A 23,978-nucleotide genomic window follows, 5' to 3' on the forward strand; every position below is an offset into this window, starting at 1 on the left:
CGATGGCCGCGAGCGTGGTTGGCACGATCACCTCCGGAGCGGGCAAGGTGGGCCGCTACTTCACCGTGGTCAGCGCGTTGCCTGCGGCTCTGCTCACGACCTACGCCTGCGTGATCGTCCAGGCCGGCTGGTCAGAGCACGTGCGCTGGTCAGCGATCGGCGACATGCCCTGGTACGGCGTACTGCTCGCCGGCCTCTTCGCGCTGGCTCTCGCGCTCGCGTTGAACCCGTTGCAATTCCCTCTGATCCAGCTCTTCGAGGGGTACTGGGGCACTTCGGCTCTGGGCATCGCACTGGCGACTCTGCGAACGGCGCACCATCGACGACGACTCTTCGCGTTGAAGCAATCGAAACAGGAGGCCAACAGCCGGCTCGAGGCTTCGGGCCGTCACATGCTGGAGCGCAGGACAGCCGGTTCGCACTTGATCCGTGCGGCGATTGTCGCGAACGAGACGAGCAGAGAAGCTTCGTCGTATCCGGAGGCACGCGACATCCTCCCCACTCGGCTCGGCAACGTGCTGCGCCGCTACGAGCGGCTGGCTGGCAGGTCGTACCTGATCGATCCTCTCGCCGCCGTCCCCCGGCTCGCGATGGTGGGCAGCGAGCAGGAGGTCGCCTACGTGCAGAACCAGCGCGTCCAACTCGAACTCGCGCTCCGCACGTCGTTGATGGCATTCCTCGGGACAGCGGTCACGCTGGTGGTCATGAGCAGGCACGGCTTCTGGCTGCTGCTGGCGCTCGTGCCCTACTCCGTCGCCTACCTCGCTTATCGCGGGGCCGTTGCGCTGGCCCACGAGTACGGCACGAGTCTGGCCGTTCTCGTCGACCTGAGCCGGTTCGAACTCTATCGGCGGATGGGCTTGAAACAGCCCGGGTCAACCGAAGAGGAGAGGCAGATGAACGCGACACTGATGAAGATCTTCGAGTTCTCCGCCGACGCGTCGCTCCGTTACGAGGACCCGCCGGTCACACTCGACCAAGCTCTGTTCAACTTCTCCCCCGCGCCGAAGGAAGAGGAGTGACCGTTCGGCCCACGGGCCTGACACGATGCCTCCGTGGCCTCCAACGACGACCCCGCCCAGTACGCCGGTACACCTCCCGATGCCGCGCGTCCGACCGAGGTCCGGCAACGACAGCGACCCCCTGCTCCCGCACCCGTCGCAGAAGCCCCGACGAAGCCGGAGAAGAAGGTGTCCGGACTCGAACGCTGGATGTGGGCGTGGCCGATTCTCGTCATCACCTCGATGGCGTTCTTCAGCCAGCTCGCCGGAGTGCTCGGGATGGTGACCGCCGGTGTGATCGTCATCGCCGGGCTGGCCCTGTTCACCAGTGCCCGCAACGACGGCGTGCCGCAGCAGTGGTTGCTGCCGTTGGCTCTGGTGGCGTGCGTCCTGGTCGGCGCCGCGGTGATCGCGGGTCAGTTCGGGCTGCTGAGCGACAAACCCGCCGGCGCGCTGTCCAGCACGCGGGCACGCGACCTGCCGTCCGCGGAGAGCCTCCGGACCTCGCCCGCACCGGGCGCATCGCTCGTGGGCATCGATCTGCACGAGCAGAACCTGCGGGGTGCCCGACTTCACGGAGCGAGTGCGGCCGGCGCCTCGTTCGAGAAGGCGGTGCTGGAGGACGCGAAACTCGCGGGAGCCGACCTCAGGGGAGCCAACCTGCAAGGTGCTCGGCTGAGCGGCGCGGACCTGCGCGGTGTCGACTTCACCGGCGCGGACCTGCGGAACGCCGTCCTCACCAACACCTGTCTGCGCGGCGCGAACTTCACCGGCGCCGCGATGAACGGCCTCGACGCGTCTGGCGCCGCCGTCGAGGACGTGGTCGTGCCCACCGGTGGGATCGGCACGGCGAAGGTGTGGCCCACCTCTGCCTCGGTCGTGCCGACCGCCTGCCCTTCCTGAGTCAGCTGACCCCGCTGAGCCTGAGCGTCCGTGCCACCACCGGGTCCGAAGGTGCCACCCCGTAGCGGTGTTCGTAGACCGCGACCACGATGCGTTCGAGGTCGTCGGCCGCCGCCGGGGTCTGCTCGACGTAGTCGGCGGCCATCAGCAACATCGGGTAGCCGGCGCTGCCCTGGGGCGGCAGGTAGCCGTTGACCGGCAGCAGCACGGCGCCGAGGCGGCGGTAGAACTCGATGCGGCGGCGCCGGATCCGTTCCTCGGTCTGGTCGATGCCGTGCTGGGCCGGGTCTTCGACGTCGTAGACGATGCGGGTGTGGCCGGCGTCGGTCATGGCGGTGCGCAGGTGGGTCCAGAGGTGTTCGCCGAGGCCTTTGCCCTTCTCCCCCACGGTGAAGTAGCGCAGGTAGACCCAGCCGGTGTCGCCCAGCACCCGCAGGACGGCCAGCCCCAGCGGCTTGCCGTCCACCAGCACCAGGGCGGTGTCGGCCAGGAGGTCGTCGAACGACGCGCGCAGGTGCGGTGCGAAGCCGTCGTGGTAGATCTGTTCCACGGCCGCCAGTTCGGCCGGTGTCAGGGTCGACGCGGCTACGAGCTCCATCGGAACTGTCCCCCCACCATCGTGCGCAGCACTCGGATGTCCTTGATGCGGTCCGTCGTCACCGGGTTGCCGGAGAGGACGACCAGGTCGGCCAGTTTGCCCACCGACAGCGTTCCTTTCAGGTGCTCCTGCTTCGAGGCGTAGGCGGAGCCGTGGGTGAAGGCGCGCAACGCTTCCAGGCCCGTGACGGCCTCGGCCGCGGTGAACTCGGCGCCGGAGGACGTCCGCCGGTTGACCATGTCGTGCATGCCCAGCAACGGGGCTCCGGCGACGACCGGGCGGTCCGAGCTGCCGGGGACCGTGAGTCCGGCGTCCAGCAGTGAGCGTTGGCGGTAGGCCCACGCCGAACGCTCCGGGCCCAGCGCGCGCAGCATGCCGTCGCCGATCTCGTTGACGAAACGGCCTTGGGGCACGGGGATCACGCCCAGCCGCGCGGCTCGGGTGACCTGGTCGGGGCGGGAGACGCCGAAGTGTTCGACGCGGTGGCGGGGGTCGGGGCGCGGGAACCGGCGCTGGGCTTCCTCGTAGGCGTCCAGGACCAGGTCGACGGCGGCGTCGCCGATGGCGTGGGTGGCCACGCGCCAGCCCGCGCGGTGGGCGGCGATGATCTGCTGCCGCAACGACTCCGGGTCGCCCTGGAGGTAGCCGTGGTTGCCCGGGGTGTCGGCGAAGTCGTGGCACATCGCGGCGGTGTGGCCGATCAGGGAGCCGTCGGAGAAGATCTTGGTGGGGCCGATGCGCAGCCAGTCGTCGCCGAAGCCGGTGCGCAGGCCCAGGTCCAGGCCGAGGCCCAGTTCGACCACCTCGTGCAACGCGTCGGCGGCGACCATGAGCTCGACCCGGACGTGCAGGCGGCCCTGCTCACGGGCGCGGTGGTACGCCTCCAGTTCCACCGGGGACTTGCCGATCCAGCCGCCGCCGATGCCCGCCTCGACGCAGCTCGTGATGCCCTCGCCCAGGTACACGCGGCCCGCTCGGTCGATCGCGTCGACCAGCGTGTCGACGGGGTACGGCAGTACCAGCGGGGTGACGAGCTGCTGGGCCTGCTCCTGCAACAACCCGGTGGGCCTGCCCTGCACGTCGGTCACCACCAGGCCGCCGGAGACCTCGACCGCGGAGTCCGCCAGCCCCAACGCTTCCAGGACCGGCGTGTTGACCACGCACATGTGGCCGGACGTGTGCTTGATCCACACCTTGCGGCCGCGCGCCACGCGGTCGAGGCCGTCGCGGGTGGGGTGGCCGCCGCACTTGTTCTGGTCGTAGCCGAAGCCGACGACCCACTCGCCGTCCGGCGCGGCCTCCACCGCCGCGTACAGGTCTCCCAGACCGGTGACCCGGCAGTCCACTTCGGACAGTGTCAGGCCGAACCACGCCATGTGATTGTGGGCGTCGTGGAAGCCCGGGGTGACGACCGCGCCGCCGAGGTCGATCACCTCACGGGCCGGGACCTCCTCCAACGCCACGATCCGGTCGCCCAGCACGGCCACCGCGGAGGCGGGCGAGTCCAGGGTGACGAACTCGGCGTTGGTGAGCAGCAGGTCTGCCTTGATCATGAGAGCCCTTCGAAGGCCATGCGGTACCAGTCGCTCCAGGGCGCGGGACGGCCGTCGGCGCCCAGCTTGACGATCACCCGGTAGCCCAAGGCGTACCGGCCGCAGCGGAAGCCGTAACGGGCACTGGTGGTGCCGATGCGGTCGGCGGTGATCTCCACCGGTAACACGCCAGGCGCGGTGAAGGCCGCGGTGAACTCGATGTGCAGTTCCTTCACCACGTAGTTCAGGTCCGGGTCGCGGTCGGCGTAGGTGGACCAGCCGAACCCCATCGACTCGAACAGAGCCGACTGGGCGCGTTCGACGTGCAGGGCGAAGCGCGAGTTGTGCAGCGTGCCGTTGAGGTCCAGCTCGTCGAAGTAGACAGGGCTCTCGAAGTGGAAGCTCACCGCAGCTGCTCCTTGGCGACGCGCTCGGAAGGGGTGCGCGGTAGGTCCTCGCGGAACTCCCAGAAACGCGGAACCTTGAACGACGCCAGCCTTTCCGCGCAGTACTCGGCCAGTTCCCGATCGGTGATCTCCCCGACCACGAACGCTTTCACCTCCTCACCGCGGATCTCGTCCGGCACGCCGATCACGGCAGCGAGGCGCACCGCGGGGTGCGCCATCAGCACCTCCTCGACCTCGTGCGCCGCCACGTTCTCGCCGCCGCGCCGGATCATGTCCTTGCTGCGCCCCAGGTGGTAGACGCGGCCGTCCTCCATCCGGGCGAGGTCGCCGGTGCGGAACCAGCCGTCGTGGAACGGCGAGGGCAGGCCGAGGTAGCCGTCCATCATCCCCGGGCCGCGCAACCACAGTTCGCCGTCGACGACCTTGGCCTCGCGGTGCGGTGCGGGCAGTCCGAGGCAGCCGGTGCCGACGAACCTGTCGTGGTCCGAAGCCGTGATCCGCAGGTCGGCACCGGTCTCGGTCATGCCGAACGCCTCGAACCAGCCGACACCCCAGCGTTCCTCCAACTGAGCGTGCAAGGTGGGCGGAATCGCGGAGGCCTGCACCACCCGCACGGAATGCTCGCGGTCCAACGGATCCGCGGGCATGCGCAACAGCAACGTCGGCATCGCGCCGAGGCAGTAGAAGTAGGTGACGCGGTGCTCACGCACCTTCGCCCAGAACGACGACGGGTGGAAGCCGTCCAGCACCACGAGATGCGCGCCCGCCAGCATGGCGGCCACCACGTTCCATTGTGGATCGATGTAGTGGAACGGTTGCGCCGTGAGCATCACATCATCGAACGTCAGGTGCGGGAAGTGTTCGACCAGGCTGCCGCCGAGCGTCATCCAGTAGGAATGCGACAGCACGCAGGCTTTCGGCTTCCCGGTGGTGCCCGAGGTGAACTGGAGGCTGACCGGCGCGGACACCGGCCCCTGCACGAACCCCGCGACGGGCTCCAGTTCCTCGACGTGGTGCACCACCTGGGCGGCGAGCAACGGCCGGAACTCCTCCGTGCTCACCACCGCCACCACCTCAGCGGTCCGCAACACGTGCCCCGCGTCGGCCGAGCGGTACTTGACGTTCAGCGGCACGGCCGTGGCCCCGAGCTTGACCAGCGCGAACCAGACCAGCGGGAACTCCGGCACGGTGCGGAGCATGATCGCGACCCGGTCCCCCGCGCGGATGCCCCTGTCCCGCAACGCCTGCGCGTACCCGTCGGACAGCCGGTCGATCTCCGCGAACGTGAACGAGCCGCCCGGGTCGAACGTCCACGCGACCTTGCCCGGCCACCTCGTCACGGCCGTGCGCAGCGCCGACAGGAGGTCAGCCACGGCCGAACTCCTCGCGCGGCGCCTCGTTCTCCCCGGACAGGCTGGTCAGGATCGCGTGATCGACCTCGGTCGCCAGCGCGGTCTCCAGTGAGGCGTCCGCACCGAGGTCCAGCACGCGCTTGGCCAGCGACACGGCGACCGGCGGCCGCGAAGCCAGCTCACGGGCCAACTCCAGCGCCGTCTTCTCGTGGTCGGACGTCACCCGGTTGATCAGCCCCCACGAGTGGGCGCGCGCGGCCGGAACCCGTTCGCCCAGCAGCAGGAGCTCCTTGGCGCGCGGCAGCCCGACCATCCTGGGCAGCAGCGCGGAGATCCCCCCGGTCACGCTCAACCCCACACCGACCTCGGGGAACCCGAACTGCGCGTCCTCGTGCGCGACCACCAGGTCGCAGCCCAGCGCGAACTCGCAGCCGGCCCCGAGCGCGTAGCCGTGCACCGCCGCGATCACCACGCCCGGGAAGTCCCGCACGGCCCGCGTCACGTCCTGGATGCGCTCCAGCCGCGCCCGCGTCTCCAGCACGCTCTCGACCGGCAGCGGTTCCTTGAGGTCGTGCCCGGCGCAGAACGCCCGCCCGCGCCCCGCCAGCACGACGGCACGGGCCTCCGAGCCGGCCCGCGCGAACGCCGCCAGCAGGTCGTCCACCAGGGCCGGGACCACGGCGTTCAGCCGTTCCGGACGGTTCAGGTGCAGCACGGCCACACCCTTGTGGCACGCGTAGTCGACGGTCATCGCTCCCCTTCGATCGATCGATCGATCGGGCCCCAAGCTAGAGTGACCGCGAACAGCCGGTCAAGAGGAGGCAACCGATGACGACGGAGGAACGGGTCCGCGAGGCCGCCGTGCGGTTGTTCGCCGAACGCGGCTTCCACGGCACCGGCATCCGCGACCTCGCGCAGGCCGCCGGGCTCTCGTCCGCGACGCTCTACCACTACATGGGCACCAAGGAAGACCTGCTGGTCGGCATCATGCGCACCAGCCTCACCGAGCTGATCACGGCGGCCGAAGCGATCGCCGGGAGCACACCGGACGAGACGGACCGGCTCGTCTCGCTGGTGGAGATGCACGTCCGCGCGCACGCCGGGAAACCGCGCGAGACCGCGGTCGTGGACGGCGAGATGCGGGCGTTGACGGGTGAGCGGCGCGCGGAGGTCGTGGCGTTGCGCGACCGCTACGAGCAGATCTGGCAGGACGCGATCGCCGACGGCGTGAATGCCGGGAAACTCCACGTCGCCGAGCCGAGCGTCGCACGGCTCGCGTTGCTGGAGATGTGCAGCGGGGTGTCGCGGTGGTACTCGCCGGACGGGCCGCTGGGGTTGAGGGATCTCACCATCCAGTACGGGGCGATGGCGCTGGGCATGCTGGGCGCGGCCCGCTAGTCTCGATCACGCCAGCGGTTCACCCGGGCTCGTTCCGGGTGGAGCAAAAGGGAACCCGGTGCGAATCCGGGACTGCCCCGCAGCGGTGAGTGGGAACGAAAGCCGTCAGGAAAGCACTGGGTCTCCACGAGACCTGGGAAGCGACGGCCGGTAGGCGAACGCACGGCGCCCACGAGTCCGAAGACCTGCCGCAGGTGCGCGCACCACCCGGTGCGCGCTGCTCCGGAGCCTCTCGGGCGGGCTGACGGGCAGGCTTCGTGCTGCCTCGCGCTCTCCCGTGAGTTCCGGTGCTCCCGCACGCTCGCGAGGAGAGAGCCTGTGACCATCGGCAGCACCGTGTTCGGTTACCCCCGGATCGGCCCGAAGCGTGAACTCAAGCGCGCCGTCGAGCAGTACTGGGCGGGCAGCATCGACGAAGCCGCCCTCCAGCGGACCGCACGCGAACTCCGCGCCGGCACCTGGGCCGAACTGTCCGAACTGGACTCCATCCCGTCGAACACCTTCTCGTTCTACGACCAGGTGCTCGACACCACCCAGCTGTTCGGCGCGATCCCCCCGCGCTTCCGCGACCTGGGACTGTCCGAACTGGACACCTACTTCGCGGCGGCCAGGGGCCGCGACGGCGCCGCGGCCCTCGAACTGACCAAGTGGTTCGACACCAACTACCACTACCTGGTCCCGGAACTGGGACCGGACACCGAGTTCCGGCTGGCGGGCGACAAGCCGCTCGCCGAGTACCGCGAGGCGCGCGACCTCGGCGTCACCACCAGGCCGGTGCTGCTCGGCCCGGTCACCTACCTGCTGCTGGCCAAGGGCACGGTCCCCGGCTTCGAACCGATCGCGTTGCTGGACCGCCTGGTGGAGGCCTACGTCGAACTGCTCGGCAGGCTGCGCGTCGAGGGCGTCGAGTGGGTGCAACTCGACGAACCGGCGTTCGCCGCCGACCGCTCCCCCGCCGAACTGGACGCCCTGCGCCGCGCCTACCGGACGCTGGGCGGCCTGCCCGGACGGCCGGAGCTGCTGGTCACCGGCTACTACGGCGACCTCGGCGAGGCGTTCGGGATCCTGGCGGAGTCGCAGGTCGAGGCGATCGGCGTCGACCTCGTCAGCGCGCCGGACGCCCCGGTCACGATCCCCGCGATGCGCGACAAGGTCCTCGTCGCCGGACTGGTCGACGGCCGCAACGTCTGGCGCACCGACCTGCACGCCGCACTCGCGAAAGCCGCCTCACTGCTGGGTTCCGCCCGGGAGGTCGTCGTCTCGTCGTCCTCCACGCTGCTGCACGTGCCGTACGACCTGGACGCCGAGTCGCTTTCCCCGGACGTCCGGGCACGGCTGGCGTTCGCGCGGCAGAAGGTCCGCGAGATCGTGGTGCTGGGCAACGCATTGCGCGACGGCGCCGACGGAGCGTGGGCCGACGAGGCGAAGCACGACCCGCCGCGCCCGCGCCGGGACGACCACGTCCGGGCGCGCATCGAGGCGCTCGGGCCCGAGCACCGCACTCGCGCGCCGTACGAGGAACGCGCTGCCGCCCAACAGGAACACCTCGGCCTGCCGCCGCTCGCGACCACGACGATCGGGTCGTTCCCGCAAACGGGCGACATCCGCAGGGCCCGCGCCGCCGTCCGCAGGGCCGAGATCACCGAGGACGAGTACGGGCGGCAGATGCGGGACGAGATCGCGCGCGTGATCGACCTGCAGGAGGACATCGGCCTGGACGTGCTGGTGCACGGCGAGCCCGAGCGCAACGACATGGTCCAGTACTTCGCCGAGCACCTGGAAGGCTTCGCCGGCACGGAGTTCGGCTGGGTGCAGTCCTACGGGTCGCGGTGCGTGCGGCCGCCGATCATCCACGGCGACGTCTCCCGCCCGGCACCGATGACGGTCGCGTGGAGCGCCTATGCGCAGTCGCTCACGGCCAAGCCGGTCAAGGGCATGCTGACCGGCCCGGTCACGATCCTCGCGTGGTCGTTCGTGCGCGACGACCAGCCGCTCGCCGACACCGCCGCCCAGGTGGCGCTGGCGCTGCGGGACGAGATCCGCGACCTGGAGGCCGCCGGGATCCGGATCGTCCAGGTCGACGAACCGGCGTTGCGGGAGCTGCTCCCGTTGCGGGAGAAGGACCAGGCGAGCTACCTGGAGTGGTCGGTCGGCGCGTTCCGGCTCGCCACCTCCGGCGCGGCGACGGGCACGCAGGTCCACACGCACCTGTGCTACTCGGAGTTCGGCGAGGTGATCGGCGCGATCTCCGACCTCGACGCCGACGTCACGACGATCGAGGCGGCCCGGTCCAAGATGGAGATCCTGGAGGGGCTGGACTTCCCGCGCGGCATCGGTCCCGGCGTCTACGACATCCACTCGCCGCTGGTGCCGGCCGAGGACGACGTCGTCGCGCTGATCACCGAGGCGGTGCGGGCGGTGCCAGGTGAACGTTTGTGGATCAACCCCGACTGCGGCTTGAAGACGCGCGGTTACGCCGAAGTGGAGCCCGCGTTGCGCAACCTGGTCGCGGCGGCCCACCGGGTGCGCGCCGACCTGCGGTAACGAGGCGAGCAGCCCTGGGACGTGATCGATTCCGTCCCAGGGCTGTGAATTTCCCGGTACGGCAAAGATTTGGCGAAGCACCTAGACGTGAAGGTGGTTCATATACCACCGTCTGCCTCGCAAGCCTCTCTAGCTCCCCCTGCACCCCCGGAGGCCTCTGTTGAGGAAGAAGCTCCTGTCCGCGTTCGCCGGTGCCCTGCTGCTCACCGCACTGGTCCCGGGCGTCGCGTTCGCCGCCCCGCCCCAGGCCATCCCCGCCAACTACGAGGAGGCCGACGGCAAGTGGCAGCCGGCGTTCGACTACGACGGCGACGGCTGCTACCCCACGCCGGCGATCTCACCCAACGGTGACATCGCGCCCGGCCTGAAGAACTCGGGCCAGCTCTACGGCGACTGCCACGACAAGGCAGACCTGGACAACACCAACTCGTACAGCCGTTCCAAGTGCAACAACGGCTGGTGCGCCTACCTGTACGACCTGTACTTCGAGAAGGACCAGGCCGTTCCGTTCCTGGACTGCTGCGGCCACCGCCACGACATCGAGCACGTGGTCGTGTGGGCGCAGAACGACGTGGCGCAGTACGTGGCGACGTCGGAGCACGGCAAGTACAAGGTGCACCCGCGCGCGAACGTGCAGTGGGAAGGCACCCACCCGAAGATCATCTACCACAAGGACGGCGCCAGCACGCACTGCTTCCGGCTCGCGAACTACAACGAGCAGGCGGAGAACCACTACGGGGTCTACCAGTACCCCGACCTGGTCAGCTGGGACCGCTTCCCGGCCGGGGTGCGCGACAAGCTCGTGAACGCGAACTTCGGCAGCGCGTCCCTGGCGATCAAGGACAGCGCGTTCAACCACAACCTGAGCATCTCGAAGCCGGCGGGCATCCCGTTCGACCCGAACGCGTGACCTCGGCCGCCTGACCTACTTCGCGACCCGGTCGAGCCACTCGGCCAGGAGGACCCGCTCCGCCGGCGACAGCATCAGGGGCGGGTCCTCCTGCATCGCCGTCCGCAACGCGATCGCCCGGCTCGGGATGTCCGTCGACTCCTCGGGCGCGGCGTCCGTCGTGATCGCCGCGATGACCTTCTCCTGCGTGAACGGGATCAGGCTCAGGTCGCGCTCGTCCTCCGGCGTCGCGATCAGCGCCAGCACGACGCCCATGCCGGCCGCGTGCACGAACTGCGCCGCCTGCTCGACGGGGACCGCCAACCGGCCCGCCGACGCGATGCGGCTGATGATCTCGCGCAGCATCGCGTCCGCCTCCAGCCGCGCCGCGCGCTTGCGCGGCTCGCCGTACATCAGCAGGTAGAACGCCGGCATCGCGAGACCGAAGCCGATGTGCAGTTCCATGCCCCGCTTCAGGTCGCCCACCGGGTCGTCGGTGGCCCCCATCGCGTGCTTCGACGCCAGGTAGTCGGCGAACCCGTACCCCGCCACCGCGTCGAGCAGCCCGTCCTTGTCACCGAACAGCCGGTACAGCGTGGGCGCCTGCACACCCGCCGCGGCCGCGACGGCGCGCGTGGAGACCGCTTCCTTGCCACCTTCGATCAGCAGGTCGGCCGCGGCCTTCACCAGACGCTCCCTCGTGTCCATTTATCGACGATAACACATCAGCGGTAGCACTGATACGATATCAGTGCTACCGTCTGTTCCATAACACCGGAAACACCAGCTAGGAGCTTCGACATGACTCGCGTTGCGATCGTCACCGGCGGTTCCAGGGGCATCGGACGGGCAGCCGCCGAACGTCTCGCCGCCGACGGACAGGCCGTCGTCATCGTCTACGCCGGCAACAAGACCGCCGCCGACGAGGTCGTCGCCGGCATCGAGGCCAGAGGTGGCCAGGCCATCGCCCAGCAGGGTGACGTCGGCGACGAGGACGCCGTGGCCGCCGCGTTCCAGCTGGCCGAGGACACCTACGGCGGCGTGGACGTCGTCGTGAACTCGGCGGGCATCATGCCGCTGGGCACCGTCGCGGACATGGACCTCGACACGTTCGACAAGATCATGCGCACCAACGCCCGCGGCACGTTCGTCATCGGTCAGCAGGCCGCTCGCAGGCTGCGCAACGGTGGCGCGATCATCACCATCTCGTCCTCGGTCGTGGGCCTGCGCTTCCCGCAGTACGGCGCCTATGCGATGTCGAAGGGCGGCGTCGAGGCCCTCACCCTGATCCTCGCCCGCGAACTGCGCGGCCGCGACATCACCGTGAACACGGTCGCCCCCGGCCCCACGGCCACCGACCTGTTCCTGGACGGCAAGGACCAGGCCACGATCGACACCCTCGCGAAGCAGCCGCCGCTCGAGCGCCTCGGCCAGGGCGAGGACATCGCCGAGGTCATCTCCTTCCTCGCCGGCCCGGCCCGCTGGGTCAACGGCCAGACCATCCGTGCGAACGGAGGCATCATCTGATGGGCAAGGTCATCGTCGTCACGGGAGCGTCCAGCGGCTTCGGCGCGCTGGCGGTCCGCAGGCTGGCCCTGGCGGGCCACACCGTCTACGCGGGCATGCGGGACACCGAGGGCCGCAACGCCCGGGCGGTCACCGACCTCAAGGCGTTCGGCGCGGACACCGGGGCCGACGTGCACGCCGTGGAACTCGACGTCCAGTCCCAGGGGTCCGCCGACGCCGCGATCGGCACGATCGTCCTGGCACAGGGCAGGATCGACGTGGTGGTCCACAACGCGGGCCACATGGTCACCGGACCGGCCGAGGCCTTCACCCCGGAGCAGTACGCGGACCTCTACGACGTCAACGTCCTGGGCACCCAACGCGTGAACCGCGCGGCCCTGCCCCACCTGCGCGGCCGGCACTCGGGCCACGTCGTCTGGGTCGGCTCCAGCTCGACGCGCGGCGGCACCCCGCCCTACCTGGCCCCGTACTTCGCCGCCAAGGCGGCCATGGACGCGGTGGCCGTCTCCTACCGGGCCGAGTTGCTGAGGTTCGGCATCGAGACCACCATCGTCGTCCCGGGCGCCTTCACCCACGGCACCAACCACTTCGCCCACAGCGGCACCCCGGCGGACACCTCGAGGGCCGCCGAGTACGAGGAGTTCTACCCCGGCCTGATGGACCAACTGGGAGGCCGCCTGGCAGAACTGGAGCCGTCGTGGGCGGACGTGGGCGCGGTGGCCGACGCGATCGTGGACGTGGTCGACGCGGAGAAGCCCCCGTTCCGGGTGCACGTGGACCCCTCCGAGGACGGCGCGGAAGTGGTGAACGCGGTGGCCGACCGGGTCCGCGGCGAGTTCCTGCGCCGAGTCGGACTGGCCGACCTGGTCTAACGCCCGGCGAGGAGCGCGGACACCGTCAGGAACCGGTACCCGCGCTCCTTGAGTCCGACGATGATCGGCTTGAGCGCCTGACGCGTCTGGTCCCGCGACCCGTACATGGGGTGCAGCAGGATGATCGAACCTGGAGTGGTCTCCTCGAGCGTCTGCTGGGAGATCTCCTGCGCGGTGGGCGAACCCGCGGAATCCGGTTCCACGTCCCACATGACCGTGGTCCGGTCGTGCCGCTCCAGGTACCGGGGCAGCGCGAACAGCTTCTTGCCGTTGGGAGGCCGGAAGTTGACGGTCCCCTGGTACCCGGTCTTGCGGATCTCCGCGTCCGTGTCCTCGATCTCCTTCGCCACGGTGGCGGAGCTGACGCCGATCATCCGCTGGTGGTTGAAGGTGTGGTTGCCGATCTCGTGCCCCGCCTCGGCGATCTTCTTCCCCAGCTCGGGGTGCGCGGCCAGGTCGCGGCCCATCAGGAAGAACGTCGCCGGAACGCCTTCGGCCTCCAGCAGGTCCAGCACCTGCCGGGTGCCGGCGGGGTCGGGGCCGTCGTCGAAGGTGAGGGCCACGACCCTGTCGTCGGTCTCGACCCGGTCGACCAGTGTGCCGAAGAACTGGTACGTGCGGGAACTGGCGATGTTCCGCAGAGAGCCCGCGACGACCAGCAGCGAGGCGAGGCTCACCGCGACGACGATCGTCGACTTGCGGCGCAACCACTTCATGCGCTCACCACGACCAGGATGGATTTCCCGGTGCGCAGCACCCCGTCGTCCAACGGCACGCACCGAACCCCTCCACGCCCCCGCAACCCCTTGAAGGCCCCGGGAGCGATCACCTGGTCCATCCACGCACAGGGGTGAGCCGGCCGCCCGACCTCGAACCGAACCGGCCCGTCCCCGGAATCGAGGCTGAACACGGTCCCCCGGGCCAGCGAATCCACGTCGAACCCGCGCACGACGACGTTCCGCCGAGCCACCAGGGGATCCACTCCCCAGGGTTCCAGCGATTCGGCCGAGAGGAACGTGACCGCCGCGTTCCGGTGGGCGGCCTGGTTGAAGTACCGGTCCCCCACGATCCCCAGCCGAGCCCGGACCTCGGCGCACGACCGGGAGACAGGCCCGGGATCGGCTCGAGGGCCGTCCAGCGGACGACCCTCGAACGCGTGCACGGCGGAAACGTGCAACCCGACGATCTCTACCTCTCGCCGAGCTGCCACTCCGGCCTCACGTAATGGCAGGTGTACCCGTTGGGGTACCGCTCCAGGTAGTCCTGGTGCTCCAGCTCGGCCTCCCAGAACGCCGACTCCTGCACGACCTCGGTGACGACCTTGCCGGGCCACTTCCCGGAGGCGTCGACGGCCGCGATCGTCTCCTCGGCCACCTTCTTCTGCGCGTCGTCCACGTAGAAGATCGCCGACCGGTAGCTGGCACCGATGTCGTTGCCCTGCCGGTTGCGGGTCGACGGGTCGTGGATCTGGAAGAAGAACCCCAGGATCTGCCCGTAGCTGAGCTGGGCCGGGTCGAACACGATCTCGATCGCCTCGGCGTGGTTGCCGTGGTTGCGGTAGGTCGCGTTCGGCGTGCCGGGGTCGCCGGTGTACCCGACGCGGGTGGAGACGACGCCGGGGTGGCGGCGGAACAGGTCCTGCATGCCCCAGAAACAACCGCCCGCGAGAACTGCCTTCTCCGTCACTGTGTCACTCCCTCTTCTCAGGTCTTCACTCAGGAGAACGTTCGGTCTCCCCCGGTTCATCCCCGTCAGGTTGTGACGTAACCATTACGGACCGGGCTTCGATCACTTCACCCAGGTAGCGCATGACGACGGCCACGGCCGCGGCCACCGGAACCGAGAAGAACGCCCCCGCGATGCCGTACAGGGAGGTACCCGCGGTCACGACCAGCAACACCACGGCCGCGTGCAGGCGCAGGCTGCGGGACTGCAGGATCGGCTGCAGCACGTTGCCCTCGACCTGCTGCACCACGATGACGATCACCAGCATGATGATGGCCGTGGTCAGGCCGTTGCTCACCAACGCCACCAGCACCGCCAGCGCCCCCGCGATGAACGCGCCGATGATCGGGATGAAGCCGCCGAGGAACGTCAGCGCGGCCAGCGGGATCGCCAGCGGCACGCCCAGGATCACCAGCCCGAGGCCGATGAACACCGCGTCGATCAGCGACACGATCGCCTGGCTGCGGATGAAGCTGCCGAGCGTGACCCAGATCCGCTCCAGCACGGTGGTGACGTGGCCGCCGGCGCGCTCGCCGATCACCGAACGCACCCACGGGGTGAAGCGCACGCCGTCCTTGACGAAGAAGAACGCCAGCAGCAGCGCGACCAGGCCGGTCACGACGCCGGACGTCACCGCGCCCGCGCCGGTCAGCAACCCGCCCGCGATGGAGCCGATGCTCGACTTGATCTGGTCGACGCCCTGCGAGAGGAGCCGGTCGAGGTCGCTGCCCTTCAGGTTGAACGGCGGCCCGGACGCCCAGTCCTGCAACTGCTGCACGGCCTTCTGCGCACTCTGCGCGATCTCCGGCACACCGGAGGCGATCGACGACGAGATCGCCGCGATCACACCGCCCAGCACGCCGAGGCCGACGACCAGCACGATCGTGGCGGCCAGCGCCGAGTTGAGGCCCTTCGACATCATCCACCGCGCCGGGGGCCACAGCACGGTGGTGATCAGCAGGCCGAGCAGCACGGGCATGACGACCACCCACAGCTTCCCGACCAGCCAGAAGACCATCCAGAAGCCGAGCGCGGCCAGCGCCGCGCGCAGACTCCACCGCGCGAGCCAGCTCACGCCGTGCCCGATGGCCTCACCCTTGTCCGCCCACCTGCGATCCCGTTCCACGACGCACAGTGTGTCGTGATCTAGCCCGTTCGGGTGGCGGGACGCGCCGAATTCATCCCCGGCCCCAGAACGCGTCCTCCTCGGCGGGGTCGGCGGTGTACAGCCACACCTCGACGACCGCGCCGTCTACGACGCGCATCACGTCGACGCCGACGCCGTCCATCTCGGCGCCGGAGCGCTTGGCCGTCCAGTGCACGGGCGCGGCCACGATGTCACCGTTGAGCATCAACGGGGCGTTGCGCTTCAACGAGAAGGTGCCCTCGGACACCTCCATCATCCCGGCGATCATGGCGCCGACGGCCTCGCTGCCGCGGTGGACGCCGGAGAACCGGTTGTCGCCGGGCTGGTGCCACACGACGTCGTCCGCGAACTGGGCGGCAACGGTGGCGAAGTCACCCGACTCCAGCGCCTCGAAGTAGGTGGTGACGACGGCAAGCGGGGTGGTCATGGGGTTTCTCCAATTCGTTGGGGTTGCCCTATGCTCACCAAAAGTAACCAATTACCTCAACGTAACTAATGGACGGAAGTGCGCCATGTCACAGACGATGCCGGACTTCAGCGTGCTCGCGTCCACGTGCCCGTCCCGCACGAGTCTGGCGCGCATCGCGAACAAGTGGACGGCGATGGTCGTCTCGGTGCTGGGCGGCGGCCGCACCCGGTTCGGCGACCTCAAGGTCCAGCTCGACGGCATCAGCGGCAAGGTGCTCACCGAGACGTTGCGGGACCTCGAACGGGACGGCCTCATCACCCGGCACGTGCACGCCGAGGTGCCGCCGCGGGTCGAGTACGAGCTGACCGCGCTCGGGCGCACGCTCTACGACCCGCTGTTCGCGCTGTGCCGCTGGGCCGAGGAGCACATCGCCGAGGTGCTCACCCACCGCGAGGCCTACGACGCCCGGTGACCCGGAGGGCCGCATGTCCTTGCCCACCGACGAAACCGCGCTCACCACGAAGTCCGGCATCTCGCTGGTCCACGGCCAGGAGCCGGCCAGCGGGCCGCGTGGTTCGCGGTGAGCGACGTCGGCCCGGTGATCGCCGCGTTCCCCCACCTGGGCGACGACGACCTGCGCGCGGTGCTCAGGCGGCCGTGCCCGCGGGTGCTGGAGGTGTGAGCACGCCGTCGACGTCCGGCGCGACCGAGCCGCGGATCAGGTTCCGCGCGACCGGCAGCCCGGAGAGCCGGAACGCCAGGTCCCGCACCGAGATCCGCCACGCCGACGCCGGCGCCATCCAGCCGATGAACCGCCGCCCGAACTCCTGGGTGCGCGCCACCGCGGGCTTCAGCCGCGCCTGGTACCGGTCGAACGCCCCGTCGAACCCGGCCGCGAGCTCCTCCGCCAGCACGTGCGCGCCGGTCATCGCGAGCGACGCGCCGTGCCCGGCGAACAACGACACGGCACCGGCCGCGTCCCCGACGAGCACGACCTTGCCGCGGTGCCACACCGGCACGTCCACTTGGGACACCTCGTCGAGGTACACGTCGTCCGGCACCACGGAGAGCAGCTGCGGCGCGACCCACCCGAGGTCGCCGAACCGCGCCCGCAACTCCGCCGCCGGATCGGCGGGGACGGCGGGCGACTCCGCCCGGTAGAGCATCAGCGCGGCCATCGACCCGTCCCGCACGGCGTAGCAGCCGATCATCCGGTGCGGCACGGTCAGCATCTGGTAGCGGTACCCGATCCGCGTGCTCAGCTCCTCGTCCCGCAGCGAGAACGCCGCCACGTGGTGCCCGAGGTACCGCACGAACTCCTCACCGGGCCCGAACACCAGCTCGCGCACCCGCGAGTGCACCCCGTCCGCCCCCACCACGAGGTCGAACTCGCCGACGGACCCGTCGGCGAACGCCACCCGGCCGTCGTCGATCGCGGACACCGTGGTGCCGTACCGGATCGGCGACCGCACGTCGTCGCGGACCACCTCGGCCAGGTCGCCGCGCAGCAGGCTGATCACCCCGTCCGCCACGGCCTCGTAGGCCGCCGTCGAGATCTCGCCGCGCTTGCGCCCGCGCGAGTCCACGCTGGTCACCGACGAGATCGGCGCCCGCCGCCGTTCCAAGGCCGGCAGCAGGCCCATCCGCCGCGCCACCTCGTGCCCCGGCCCGAAGAAATCGATCATGAAGCCGCCCGCGCGGAACGACGGCGCCCGCTCCACCACGAGGACGTCCCAGCCCGCGCGCTCCAGCCACCAGGCGGAGGTGAGCCCGGCGATCCCCGCTCCGACGATCAACGCACGCTGTTGGGCGTTCGACTTAGGCATACGCCCAATCTAGCATCACGGATGCATCCTGCGACTGCTCCGCCCGCTCGTCCAGAACCAGAGACCGGCCACGACCAGCGCCAGCACGCCCAGCCCGATCGCGCCGTCCGGGATGCCCTGCTCCTGCGACTGCGCCTGCTGGTACTGCGAGTTCGGCTGCGGCAACGGTGGAATCGACGGCGTGGGCGCGGCCGAGGACGGCTGCGCGACGAGTGCGAGCGGGATCGCGTCGGTGTCGGCGAAGTCGACCATCCCGGTGGCTTCGAGCACCGTCATGTGGTCGAGCACGGTGTCCATGCAGACCTTGGCGTAGTCGCGGATCGCGGTGTTGCGGGTGCCGGTGCGCACGGTGGCGAGGAACTTGTAGACCACGCCGTGCGCCGCCCGCAGCCGGTTCGCGAACACCCGGTCGAACTCCTGGCTCTTCGCGGGCGCCGCCTGCATCTCGCCCAGCCAGCCCTGCTGCGCCTCGTTGGGCTGCGTCGGCAACTGCACGCCGAACGTGCGGGAGAGTTCCAAGGTCCGGCGGTCCAGGTCGGCGTGCCCGTCGATGAGGTGCCGCCCGGCCTCCCGCACCTTGGGGTTCGCGGACTTCTCGAGTCCCATCCGCCCGGCGGGCCCCTCCCACAGCCCCGCCAGGGCCACCTTCTGGAGCAGGTCGCGCCCGGCCGGCCCCATCGGCCCGAACGAGGTCTGCACGTAGTCGGGTCCGAGATCGGGCTGCGCGAGAGCGGGCTGCGCGCCCAGCAGCAACGTCAGCACGGCGACGAGGAGTATGCGCATGCCGGGGGGTACGGACGGACCCCGCGAGCCCGACCGTTGCACAGTGCAATGTTTATCTTTTCGTTATCAACGGCGAGCCCTGTAGAACTGGGCGGGTGAGCGATGTCGACGACCTGACCGACGCGGTCCTCACCGCGTCCCGCCTGCTCGTGGCCGTCTCGGCGCGCTCGCTCGCCGCGGTCGAGGAGACGCTCACGCTGCCGCAGTTCCGGATGGTCGTCCTGCTCGACTCGCGCGGCCCGATGAGCCTCACCGCGCTCGCCGACCTCCTGCAGGTCAACCCGTCCACGGCCAAGCGCATGATCGACCGGCTGGTCACGTCCGGCATGGTCGAGCGCGAACCGAACCCCGCGACGAAACGCGAGGTCGTGGTCGTGGCGAGCGCCGAGGGCAGCCGGGTGGTGCGCCAGGTGATGGCCCGTCGCCGGGCCGAGATCAGCACGATCGTCGCCCGCATGCCGGAGCACCTGCGGCACGGCCTGGTGCAGGCGCTGACCGCGTTCGCTGAGGCCGGGGGCGAACCGCGCTGGTCAGCCGCCGACGAGACGTCGCAGCGGCCCCGCGACCACGCCGAAGTCGACTGACGGGTCCAGCGCGCGGTGCAGCACCAGCCCGTCGATGGCCGCGCCGATCAGCAACGCGACCGCGTCGGCGTCCGGCACCCCGGCGGCCCGCAGCCAGTCGGCGATCCGCGCCCGGAAGTCCACGACCAGCGCCGACAGGCCGTCCCGCAGCGATGGCAGCCGGTGCGCCGCGAGGAACGCCTCCGCGAGCAGCAACGACTCCGGGTCGGTGCCGGTGAAGCGGGCCAGGTCCGCGAAGATCCGCTCGACGCCCTCGGCCGGTGCGACGGCGCGCACCGCGTCCGCCGACTCGGCCAGGATTCGGGTCGCGAACTGCAGCGCGGCCGTCGAGAGCAGGTCGGACACCGACGAGAAGTGGTAGTGCACGAGCGCCGGGTTGACGCCCGCCCGTTCGGCGACCAGCCGAGTCGTCACCGCGCCCCAGCCGACCTCGCCCACGAGCTGGGCCGCGGCGTCGATCAGTTGTTCACGGGTGCGGCGGCCTCGGTCGGCTGAGTTGGGCACCTGGTCAAACTACTGGTGCGACTCGGGAGTCGCCCGTCCCCCCGAGGACGCGCGACTCCCGAGTCGGCTGTTCCTCCCGCGCCCCGAACGCGGGTGGAAGTTACTTCCCGCCCTGCGAGTCCACGATCTTCGTCGTCACCGACGAGGACTGGCGGACGGTGCCCTTGTCGAGGCCGCCCTGGTCGTCGGGCAGGTCCTCGGCGATGGTGTCGCGGCCACCGATGTAGTCACCGTTCTCCGGGTCGATGATGATCTCGGTGAACTCGGACAGGAACTGGACGCCGAGCGCGACGCCCTGCTTGCCGTCGAGGTTCGCCCGCTGCTCGGTCACGACCAGGCCGGGCAGCAACGCCAGCGCACGGAAGATGTTCGCGCGTACCTCGGCCGGGAACTCGCCGGACTGCAACGCCTCACGCGCCTGCTGCAACGCCCACCCCTCCGGGCCCCCGCCGGCCTTCAACCTCTCCAGCAGTTCCTTCGGGTCCTTCGGCAACGAGGCGACGAACTCCGGCGTGGGGTTGTGGAAGTCGCCGACCGTGCACCGGTCCGGCTGCCCCTCCGCCATGTAGGAGTACTTGCCGCACGCGCCGCGGAACTCCTGGCCGTTCTTGAACGCCGAGCCCGACTCCGGCTGACCGGTGCCCTCGTGGCCGGGCACCCACTTCGACGGCTGGACGGTCGCCCGGAACAGCCACTCGTCGCGCCGGTCCGCAGGGATCCACTCCTCGTTGGTCATGTCCGTGGACGACGCCTTCGCGCCCTCCGCCGAGGTGATGCCTTCGTAGCGGGTGCGGACGTAGCGGAACTGGCCGGGCGCGAGCGGCTGGTCGACGACGCGGGCGGCGAGGTCGGCGGCCTTGGTCAGCTCCTCGGCGGCGGTCGCGGAGTTGCCGCCGGTGCCGGTGAGGTCGACGGTCGAGGCGGCGAGGCCCGTGCCGGTCAGCACGGTGACGGCGGCCGCGGCGGCGAGCCAGCGCACCTTGTTCTTCCTCTTGGGCGGTGCGACGGCGCGGGTCTTGAGCGCGGCGGCGAGTTCGGCCTTGCCGGCGGCGACGTCGAACCGGACGGGCTCGTCACCGGCCTTCGCAAGGGTGGCGTCGAGCACGCGGTCGAGGGTCTCTGGCTGGTCAGACATGGCTGTCCTCGGTGAAGTCGTGGGCGGTCGCGGCGAGACGGGTGCGCAGCCGGGCGCGGCCGCGGTGCAGACGGGTCCGCACGGTGGCCATCGGGACGTCGAGCGCCACGGCGATCTCGGCGGGCGTGAAGTCCGCCCACGCGTGCAGCAGCAGCACCTCCCGTTCCTCGATCCGCAGCTCGGCGAGCCACGCGGTGAGCGGTCCGGCGAGGACGTCGGCGTCCGCGGCGGCGCTCACCCGGTCACCGATGTCGGCCACGTCGGTGCGGGCCGCGTGTTCCTTGCTCCACGCCCGCAGCTTGCGTTCCTCGGCGCGGACGTGACCACGCAACAGGTTCGTCGCCACGCCGTAGAGCCAGGCCCGCACCGCGTCCGCGTCGTAGGCCTGCCCGGCGCGCTGGTCCCACAGCACCAGGAACGCCTCGGAGACCACGTCCTGCGCGGTGTCGGGACCGACCCGCCTGGCCACGTAGCGGTGCAGCCGCTCGGCCGTCGTTTCGTACAGCTCCAGCAGCGCGGCCTCGTCCAGCACGGCCGGCGCCACCTCTGGTGTCAGCGCCACGGGCGCCTCGGTTCGCACAGACCTACCTGGACGCAGGCCCCCGGAGCGTTCCCGCCGTGTGCCCACCGCCACATCGTGGGCCCGCCGGTCAGATCTCGCGCGGGAACGGGTGCCGGTCCGCGAACTCCGCGGCCAGCATCCCGAACATCACCATGTCGTGGTGGCGCCCGGCGAAGAACTCGTGGTCGCGCAGCCTGCCCTCCTCGGTGAAGCCGAGCTTGCGGTGCAACGCGATCGAGGCGTCGTTGAACGCCCAGACGCCCGACTCGCACTTGTGGAACCTGCGTTCCCCGAACATGTAGCCGAGCAGCAGCCGCACGGCCTCCGTGCCGTAGCCGCGGCCCTGGTGCTGGTTCCCGATCGTGATCCCGTACTGGAACCGGCCCGCGTGGTAGTCGGCCATGCCGGTCGAGATCAGCCCGATCGGCGCCCGGTCGGCCAGCGACTCGATGGTGAGCATCATCTTGTCGTTCTCGGAATCCTTCAGCGCCAGCTGCTGCGCCCATTCCCGTTGTCCCGCGGCGGATCGCGGCGGGAGGATCCGCCCGGCCCTGCGCGCGTCGTGCGTGTTGGCGTCGTAGGCGTGCAACGGCTCCCAGTCCTCCGGCTCGACGCCGCGCAGCCGGACGAGTTCTCCTACCCAGAGAGAGGTCATGGGCTTGATCGAACGACCACCCGATCGTGTCTGGCAACCCGATTACTACTATCGCCGGATGACCGCCTACGACGATCTCGAACTCGACACGACGGTGCTGCCGGAACGCCAGCAGATGATCCTCGTCGCCATCCGCGACTGGGTCGTCGAGCACGGCTACTCCCCCAGCACCCGTGAGATCGGCGAGGCCGTCGGGCTCAAGTCGTCGTCCAGCGTGTCGAAGCACCTGTCGGCGTTGGAGGACAAGGGCTTCCTCAAGCGCGGCGGGTCGGTGACGCGGCCGATGGACGTGCGGGTGTTCCTCAGCGGCACCCCGGTCGTGCCCGGCATGCCGTCCGGAGACTCGATCTCGGTGCCGGTCGTCGGTGACATCGCCGCCGGTGCGCCGATCTCGGCCATCGAGCACGTGGACGAGGTGCTGAACCTGCCGCGCGGGCTGGTCGGGCGCGGCAGCAACGTGTTCGCGCTGCGCGTGCGCGGTGACTCGATGATCGACGCCGCGATCTGCGACGGCGACACGGTCGTGGTGCGGCAGACGCACGAGGCGTACAACGGCCAGATCGTCGCCGCCATGATCGAGGAGGAGGCGACGGTGAAGGTGTACCAGCGCCGGGGCGGCCACGTGTACCTGGAGCCGCGCAACGAGGCGTACCCGGTGATCGACGGCGACAAGGCCGTGATCCTCGGCATCGTCGTCTCAGTTCTCCGGAGCGTCTGAGAAGAGCTGCTGGGCGACGGTCGTGCAGACCTGGGCGCCCGCCAGGTGGTCGGTGCTGCGCACCCGCGTCAGCACCGCGAGCGACCAGCCGTCCCACAGCGCGAGGCACGTGACGGTCCACGTGTCGTCGTGCCGGGTCCAGCCGTTCTTGATCGCGAGCGGCTTGCCCTGCAACGCCGGTGCCTGCGCGATGCCGAACCGGCCGTCCGGGGAGACGTCACGCATCATCGTGAGCAGCTTCTCCCTCCACTCCGGACTGATACCGGGGCCGATCTCCAGGCACTGCCCGAGTCTCGCCGCGTCGTTCGCCGAGACCTTGGTCTTGGACCACCAGTGCGGCGTGATGGTGGTCTCCAGCAGACCGCAGGTGCTGATCATGCGCTGCACCGAGGCGTCGCCGCCGAGGTTGAGGTAGAAGCGCTGCGCGATCCTGTCGTCGCTCTCCCGGATCATCTTCGCCATCGCGGTGGTGTCCGCGTCGGACACCACCGAACCCTTCGCCGCGATCAGGTCGAGCGCCAGCCAGGCCTTGATCATCGACTCGGTGAACGTGCGGATGTCCTGGCCGCCGACGAGCACGATCCCGTTGCCCCGCAACGCCCACGTGTACTCACCGGCGAACTGGACGGACACGTGGCCGGGGTCGGGCCGCCACTTCTCCTCGACCACCTCGGACGGTGCGGCGACCGGTCCCGCGGCCGGTACCGGAACGGATTCGGCCTCCTGGGGTGCGGGTGCCTGGCAGGCGGCGAGCAGGAGCACGAGTGGGATCCAGCGCTTCATGGCCGCCGATGCAAGGCCGACCGCGGTGAAGGAACGACGAAGAGCCGGTCAGGCCGCCGTTCGAACGAACGAATTCACGACGCCCGGACCGCGCCTTCATCGTTCCTTCACGACCGTCACGCAG

General features: G+C 70.1%; 28 protein-coding genes and 1 riboswitch. Of the genes, 10 read left to right on the forward strand and 18 right to left on the reverse strand.

Annotated elements, in window-relative coordinates:
• Positions 1-2: 2 nt before the first annotated feature.
• Together QSK25_RS24405 and QSK25_RS24410 are read left to right on the forward strand one after the other, a co-directional pair.
• Positions 3-1,022 (forward strand): hypothetical protein, encoded by a 1,020-nt coding sequence (locus QSK25_RS24405; RefSeq protein WP_285641531.1) that lies wholly within the window; start codon positions 3-5, stop codon positions 1,020-1,022.
• Positions 1,023-1,055: 33 nt separating this feature from the next.
• Entirely contained in the window at positions 1,056-1,904 is an 849-nt protein-coding gene (locus tag QSK25_RS24410; protein ID WP_285641532.1) for a pentapeptide repeat-containing protein, read from the forward strand.
• Position 1,905: 1 nt separating this feature from the next.
• Here the strand turns inward: QSK25_RS24410 and QSK25_RS24415 are convergent, their stop codons facing one another.
• The 5 genes from QSK25_RS24415 to QSK25_RS24435 are packed head-to-tail and all read right to left on the reverse strand — an operon-like array spanning position 1,906 to position 6,544.
• Positions 1,906-2,502, reverse strand: a complete 597-nt coding sequence (locus QSK25_RS24415; protein WP_285641533.1) for a GNAT family N-acetyltransferase — start codon at positions 2,500-2,502, stop codon at positions 1,906-1,908.
• On the reverse strand, positions 2,490-4,055 hold the full coding sequence (locus tag QSK25_RS24420; protein WP_285641535.1) for an amidohydrolase: 1,566 nt from the start codon (positions 4,053-4,055) through the stop codon (positions 2,490-2,492). Before QSK25_RS24420 ends, QSK25_RS24415 begins: the two co-directional genes overlap by 13 nt.
• Positions 4,052-4,441, reverse strand: a complete 390-nt coding sequence (locus tag QSK25_RS24425; protein WP_285641537.1) for an acyl-CoA thioesterase — start codon at positions 4,439-4,441, stop codon at positions 4,052-4,054. The genes QSK25_RS24420 and QSK25_RS24425 overlap by 4 nt, the downstream gene beginning before the upstream one ends.
• A complete protein-coding gene (locus QSK25_RS24430) occupies positions 4,438-5,814 on the reverse strand; it encodes an AMP-binding protein (RefSeq protein ID WP_285641539.1) in 1,377 nt (458 codons plus the stop codon). The genes QSK25_RS24425 and QSK25_RS24430 overlap by 4 nt, the downstream gene beginning before the upstream one ends.
• Positions 5,807-6,544, reverse strand: a complete 738-nt coding sequence (locus QSK25_RS24435; RefSeq protein ID WP_285641541.1) for an enoyl-CoA hydratase/isomerase family protein — start codon at positions 6,542-6,544, stop codon at positions 5,807-5,809. The genes QSK25_RS24430 and QSK25_RS24435 overlap by 8 nt, the downstream gene beginning before the upstream one ends.
• Before the next feature lie 77 nt (positions 6,545-6,621).
• On the opposite strand from QSK25_RS24435, the gene QSK25_RS24440 reads away from it, so the two are divergent.
• The 3 genes from QSK25_RS24440 to QSK25_RS24450 all read left to right on the forward strand — a co-directional run bounded on the left by QSK25_RS24440 (position 6,622) and on the right by QSK25_RS24450 (position 10,645).
• Positions 6,622-7,191, forward strand: a complete 570-nt coding sequence (locus QSK25_RS24440; RefSeq protein WP_285641543.1) for a TetR/AcrR family transcriptional regulator — start codon at positions 6,622-6,624, stop codon at positions 7,189-7,191.
• A riboswitch (cobalamin riboswitch) is annotated at positions 7,190-7,398 on the forward strand. It overlaps the preceding gene by 2 nt.
• A 111-nt stretch (positions 7,399-7,509) precedes the next feature.
• Positions 7,510-9,735 (forward strand): 5-methyltetrahydropteroyltriglutamate--homocysteine S-methyltransferase, encoded by a 2,226-nt coding sequence (gene metE / locus QSK25_RS24445; RefSeq protein ID WP_285641545.1) that lies wholly within the window; start codon positions 7,510-7,512, stop codon positions 9,733-9,735.
• A gap of 160 nt (positions 9,736-9,895) precedes the next feature.
• On the forward strand, positions 9,896-10,645 hold the full coding sequence (locus tag QSK25_RS24450; RefSeq protein ID WP_285641547.1) for an NPP1 family protein: 750 nt from the start codon (positions 9,896-9,898) through the stop codon (positions 10,643-10,645).
• 15 nt (positions 10,646-10,660) lie between these two features.
• Here QSK25_RS24450 and QSK25_RS24455 read toward each other — a convergent pair whose 3' ends face one another.
• Positions 10,661-11,332, reverse strand: a complete 672-nt coding sequence (locus QSK25_RS24455) for a TetR/AcrR family transcriptional regulator (protein ID WP_285641549.1) — start codon at positions 11,330-11,332, stop codon at positions 10,661-10,663.
• Between the two features lie 93 nt (positions 11,333-11,425).
• Here QSK25_RS24455 and QSK25_RS24460 point away from each other — a divergent pair, with 93 nt between their 5' ends.
• Both QSK25_RS24460 and QSK25_RS24465 read left to right on the forward strand, forming a co-directional pair.
• Entirely contained in the window at positions 11,426-12,151 is a 726-nt protein-coding gene (locus QSK25_RS24460; protein WP_285641551.1) for an SDR family oxidoreductase, read from the forward strand.
• Positions 12,151-13,023 (forward strand): SDR family oxidoreductase, encoded by an 873-nt coding sequence (locus tag QSK25_RS24465; protein WP_285641553.1) that lies wholly within the window; start codon positions 12,151-12,153, stop codon positions 13,021-13,023. Before QSK25_RS24460 ends, QSK25_RS24465 begins: the two co-directional genes overlap by 1 nt.
• Here QSK25_RS24465 and QSK25_RS24470 read toward each other — a convergent pair.
• The 5 genes from QSK25_RS24470 to QSK25_RS24490 are packed head-to-tail and all read right to left on the reverse strand — an operon-like array spanning position 13,020 to position 16,322.
• Positions 13,020-13,739 carry a polysaccharide deacetylase family protein gene (locus QSK25_RS24470; RefSeq protein ID WP_285641556.1) on the reverse strand — a complete coding sequence of 240 codons (720 nt, stop codon included), beginning with the start codon at positions 13,737-13,739 and terminating at the stop codon, positions 13,020-13,022. The genes QSK25_RS24465 and QSK25_RS24470 overlap by 4 nt on opposite strands.
• Positions 13,736-14,185: an MOSC domain-containing protein gene (locus tag QSK25_RS24475; protein WP_285641558.1), complete on the reverse strand. Its 450-nt coding sequence runs from the start codon at positions 14,183-14,185 to the stop codon at positions 13,736-13,738. The genes QSK25_RS24470 and QSK25_RS24475 overlap by 4 nt, the downstream gene beginning before the upstream one ends.
• A gap of 26 nt (positions 14,186-14,211) precedes the next feature.
• On the reverse strand, positions 14,212-14,709 hold the full coding sequence (msrA, locus tag QSK25_RS24480; RefSeq protein ID WP_285641559.1) for a peptide-methionine (S)-S-oxide reductase MsrA: 498 nt from the start codon (positions 14,707-14,709) through the stop codon (positions 14,212-14,214).
• A 25-nt stretch (positions 14,710-14,734) separates the two neighbouring features.
• Positions 14,735-15,874: an AI-2E family transporter gene (locus tag QSK25_RS24485; RefSeq protein WP_285641561.1), complete on the reverse strand. Its 1,140-nt coding sequence runs from the start codon at positions 15,872-15,874 to the stop codon at positions 14,735-14,737.
• A gap of 52 nt (positions 15,875-15,926) precedes the next feature.
• The gene (locus tag QSK25_RS24490; RefSeq protein ID WP_285641563.1) at positions 15,927-16,322 is read right to left on the reverse strand and encodes a nuclear transport factor 2 family protein; all 396 of its coding nucleotides are present in this window, start codon (positions 16,320-16,322) and stop codon (positions 15,927-15,929) included.
• Between the two features lie 85 nt (positions 16,323-16,407).
• Here QSK25_RS24490 and QSK25_RS24495 point away from each other — a divergent pair, with 85 nt between their 5' ends.
• Entirely contained in the window at positions 16,408-16,776 is a 369-nt protein-coding gene (locus QSK25_RS24495; protein ID WP_285641564.1) for a winged helix-turn-helix transcriptional regulator, read from the forward strand.
• Between the two features lie 175 nt (positions 16,777-16,951).
• On the opposite strand, the gene QSK25_RS24500 is transcribed toward QSK25_RS24495, so the two are convergent.
• Both QSK25_RS24500 and QSK25_RS24505 read right to left on the reverse strand, forming a co-directional pair.
• Positions 16,952-18,130 carry an FAD-dependent oxidoreductase gene (locus QSK25_RS24500; RefSeq protein ID WP_285641566.1) on the reverse strand — a complete coding sequence of 393 codons (1,179 nt, stop codon included), beginning with the start codon at positions 18,128-18,130 and terminating at the stop codon, positions 16,952-16,954.
• Positions 18,131-18,145: 15 nt separating this feature from the next.
• A complete protein-coding gene (locus tag QSK25_RS24505; protein ID WP_285641568.1) occupies positions 18,146-18,913 on the reverse strand; it encodes a DUF4142 domain-containing protein in 768 nt (255 codons plus the stop codon).
• Between the two features lie 95 nt (positions 18,914-19,008).
• Between QSK25_RS24505 and QSK25_RS24510 the strand changes: the two genes are divergently transcribed.
• On the forward strand, positions 19,009-19,497 hold the full coding sequence (locus QSK25_RS24510; RefSeq protein WP_285641570.1) for a MarR family winged helix-turn-helix transcriptional regulator: 489 nt from the start codon (positions 19,009-19,011) through the stop codon (positions 19,495-19,497).
• Here the strand turns inward: QSK25_RS24510 and QSK25_RS24515 are convergent.
• The 4 genes from QSK25_RS24515 to QSK25_RS24530 all read right to left on the reverse strand — a co-directional run bounded on the left by QSK25_RS24515 (position 19,444) and on the right by QSK25_RS24530 (position 22,353).
• Positions 19,444-20,001, reverse strand: coding sequence for a TetR/AcrR family transcriptional regulator (locus QSK25_RS24515; protein ID WP_285641572.1), 558 nt, complete (start codon positions 19,999-20,001; stop codon positions 19,444-19,446). The genes QSK25_RS24510 and QSK25_RS24515 overlap by 54 nt on opposite strands.
• Positions 20,002-20,101: 100 nt before the next feature.
• A complete protein-coding gene (locus tag QSK25_RS24520; RefSeq protein ID WP_285641573.1) occupies positions 20,102-21,136 on the reverse strand; it encodes a CU044_5270 family protein in 1,035 nt (344 codons plus the stop codon).
• Positions 21,129-21,698, reverse strand: a complete 570-nt coding sequence (locus tag QSK25_RS24525) for an RNA polymerase sigma factor (RefSeq protein ID WP_285641574.1) — start codon at positions 21,696-21,698, stop codon at positions 21,129-21,131. Before QSK25_RS24525 ends, QSK25_RS24520 begins: the two co-directional genes overlap by 8 nt.
• A gap of 88 nt (positions 21,699-21,786) precedes the next feature.
• Complete coding sequence (locus tag QSK25_RS24530) at positions 21,787-22,353, reverse strand: GNAT family N-acetyltransferase (RefSeq protein ID WP_285641576.1); 567 nt, start codon at positions 22,351-22,353, stop codon at positions 21,787-21,789.
• A gap of 58 nt (positions 22,354-22,411) precedes the next feature.
• On the opposite strand from QSK25_RS24530, the gene lexA reads away from it, so the two are divergent.
• The gene (gene lexA / locus QSK25_RS24535) at positions 22,412-23,071 is read left to right on the forward strand and encodes a transcriptional repressor LexA (RefSeq protein ID WP_285641578.1); all 660 of its coding nucleotides are present in this window, start codon (positions 22,412-22,414) and stop codon (positions 23,069-23,071) included.
• On the opposite strand, the gene QSK25_RS24540 is transcribed toward lexA, so the two are convergent.
• Complete coding sequence (locus tag QSK25_RS24540; RefSeq protein ID WP_285641580.1) at positions 23,051-23,854, reverse strand: serine hydrolase; 804 nt, start codon at positions 23,852-23,854, stop codon at positions 23,051-23,053. The genes lexA and QSK25_RS24540 overlap by 21 nt on opposite strands.
• Positions 23,855-23,978: the final 124 nt, after the last annotated feature.

Origin of the sequence: Lentzea sp. NBRC 102530, assembly GCF_030269365.1 — a bacterium.
GTDB lineage: Bacteria > Actinomycetota > Actinomycetes > Mycobacteriales > Pseudonocardiaceae > Lentzea.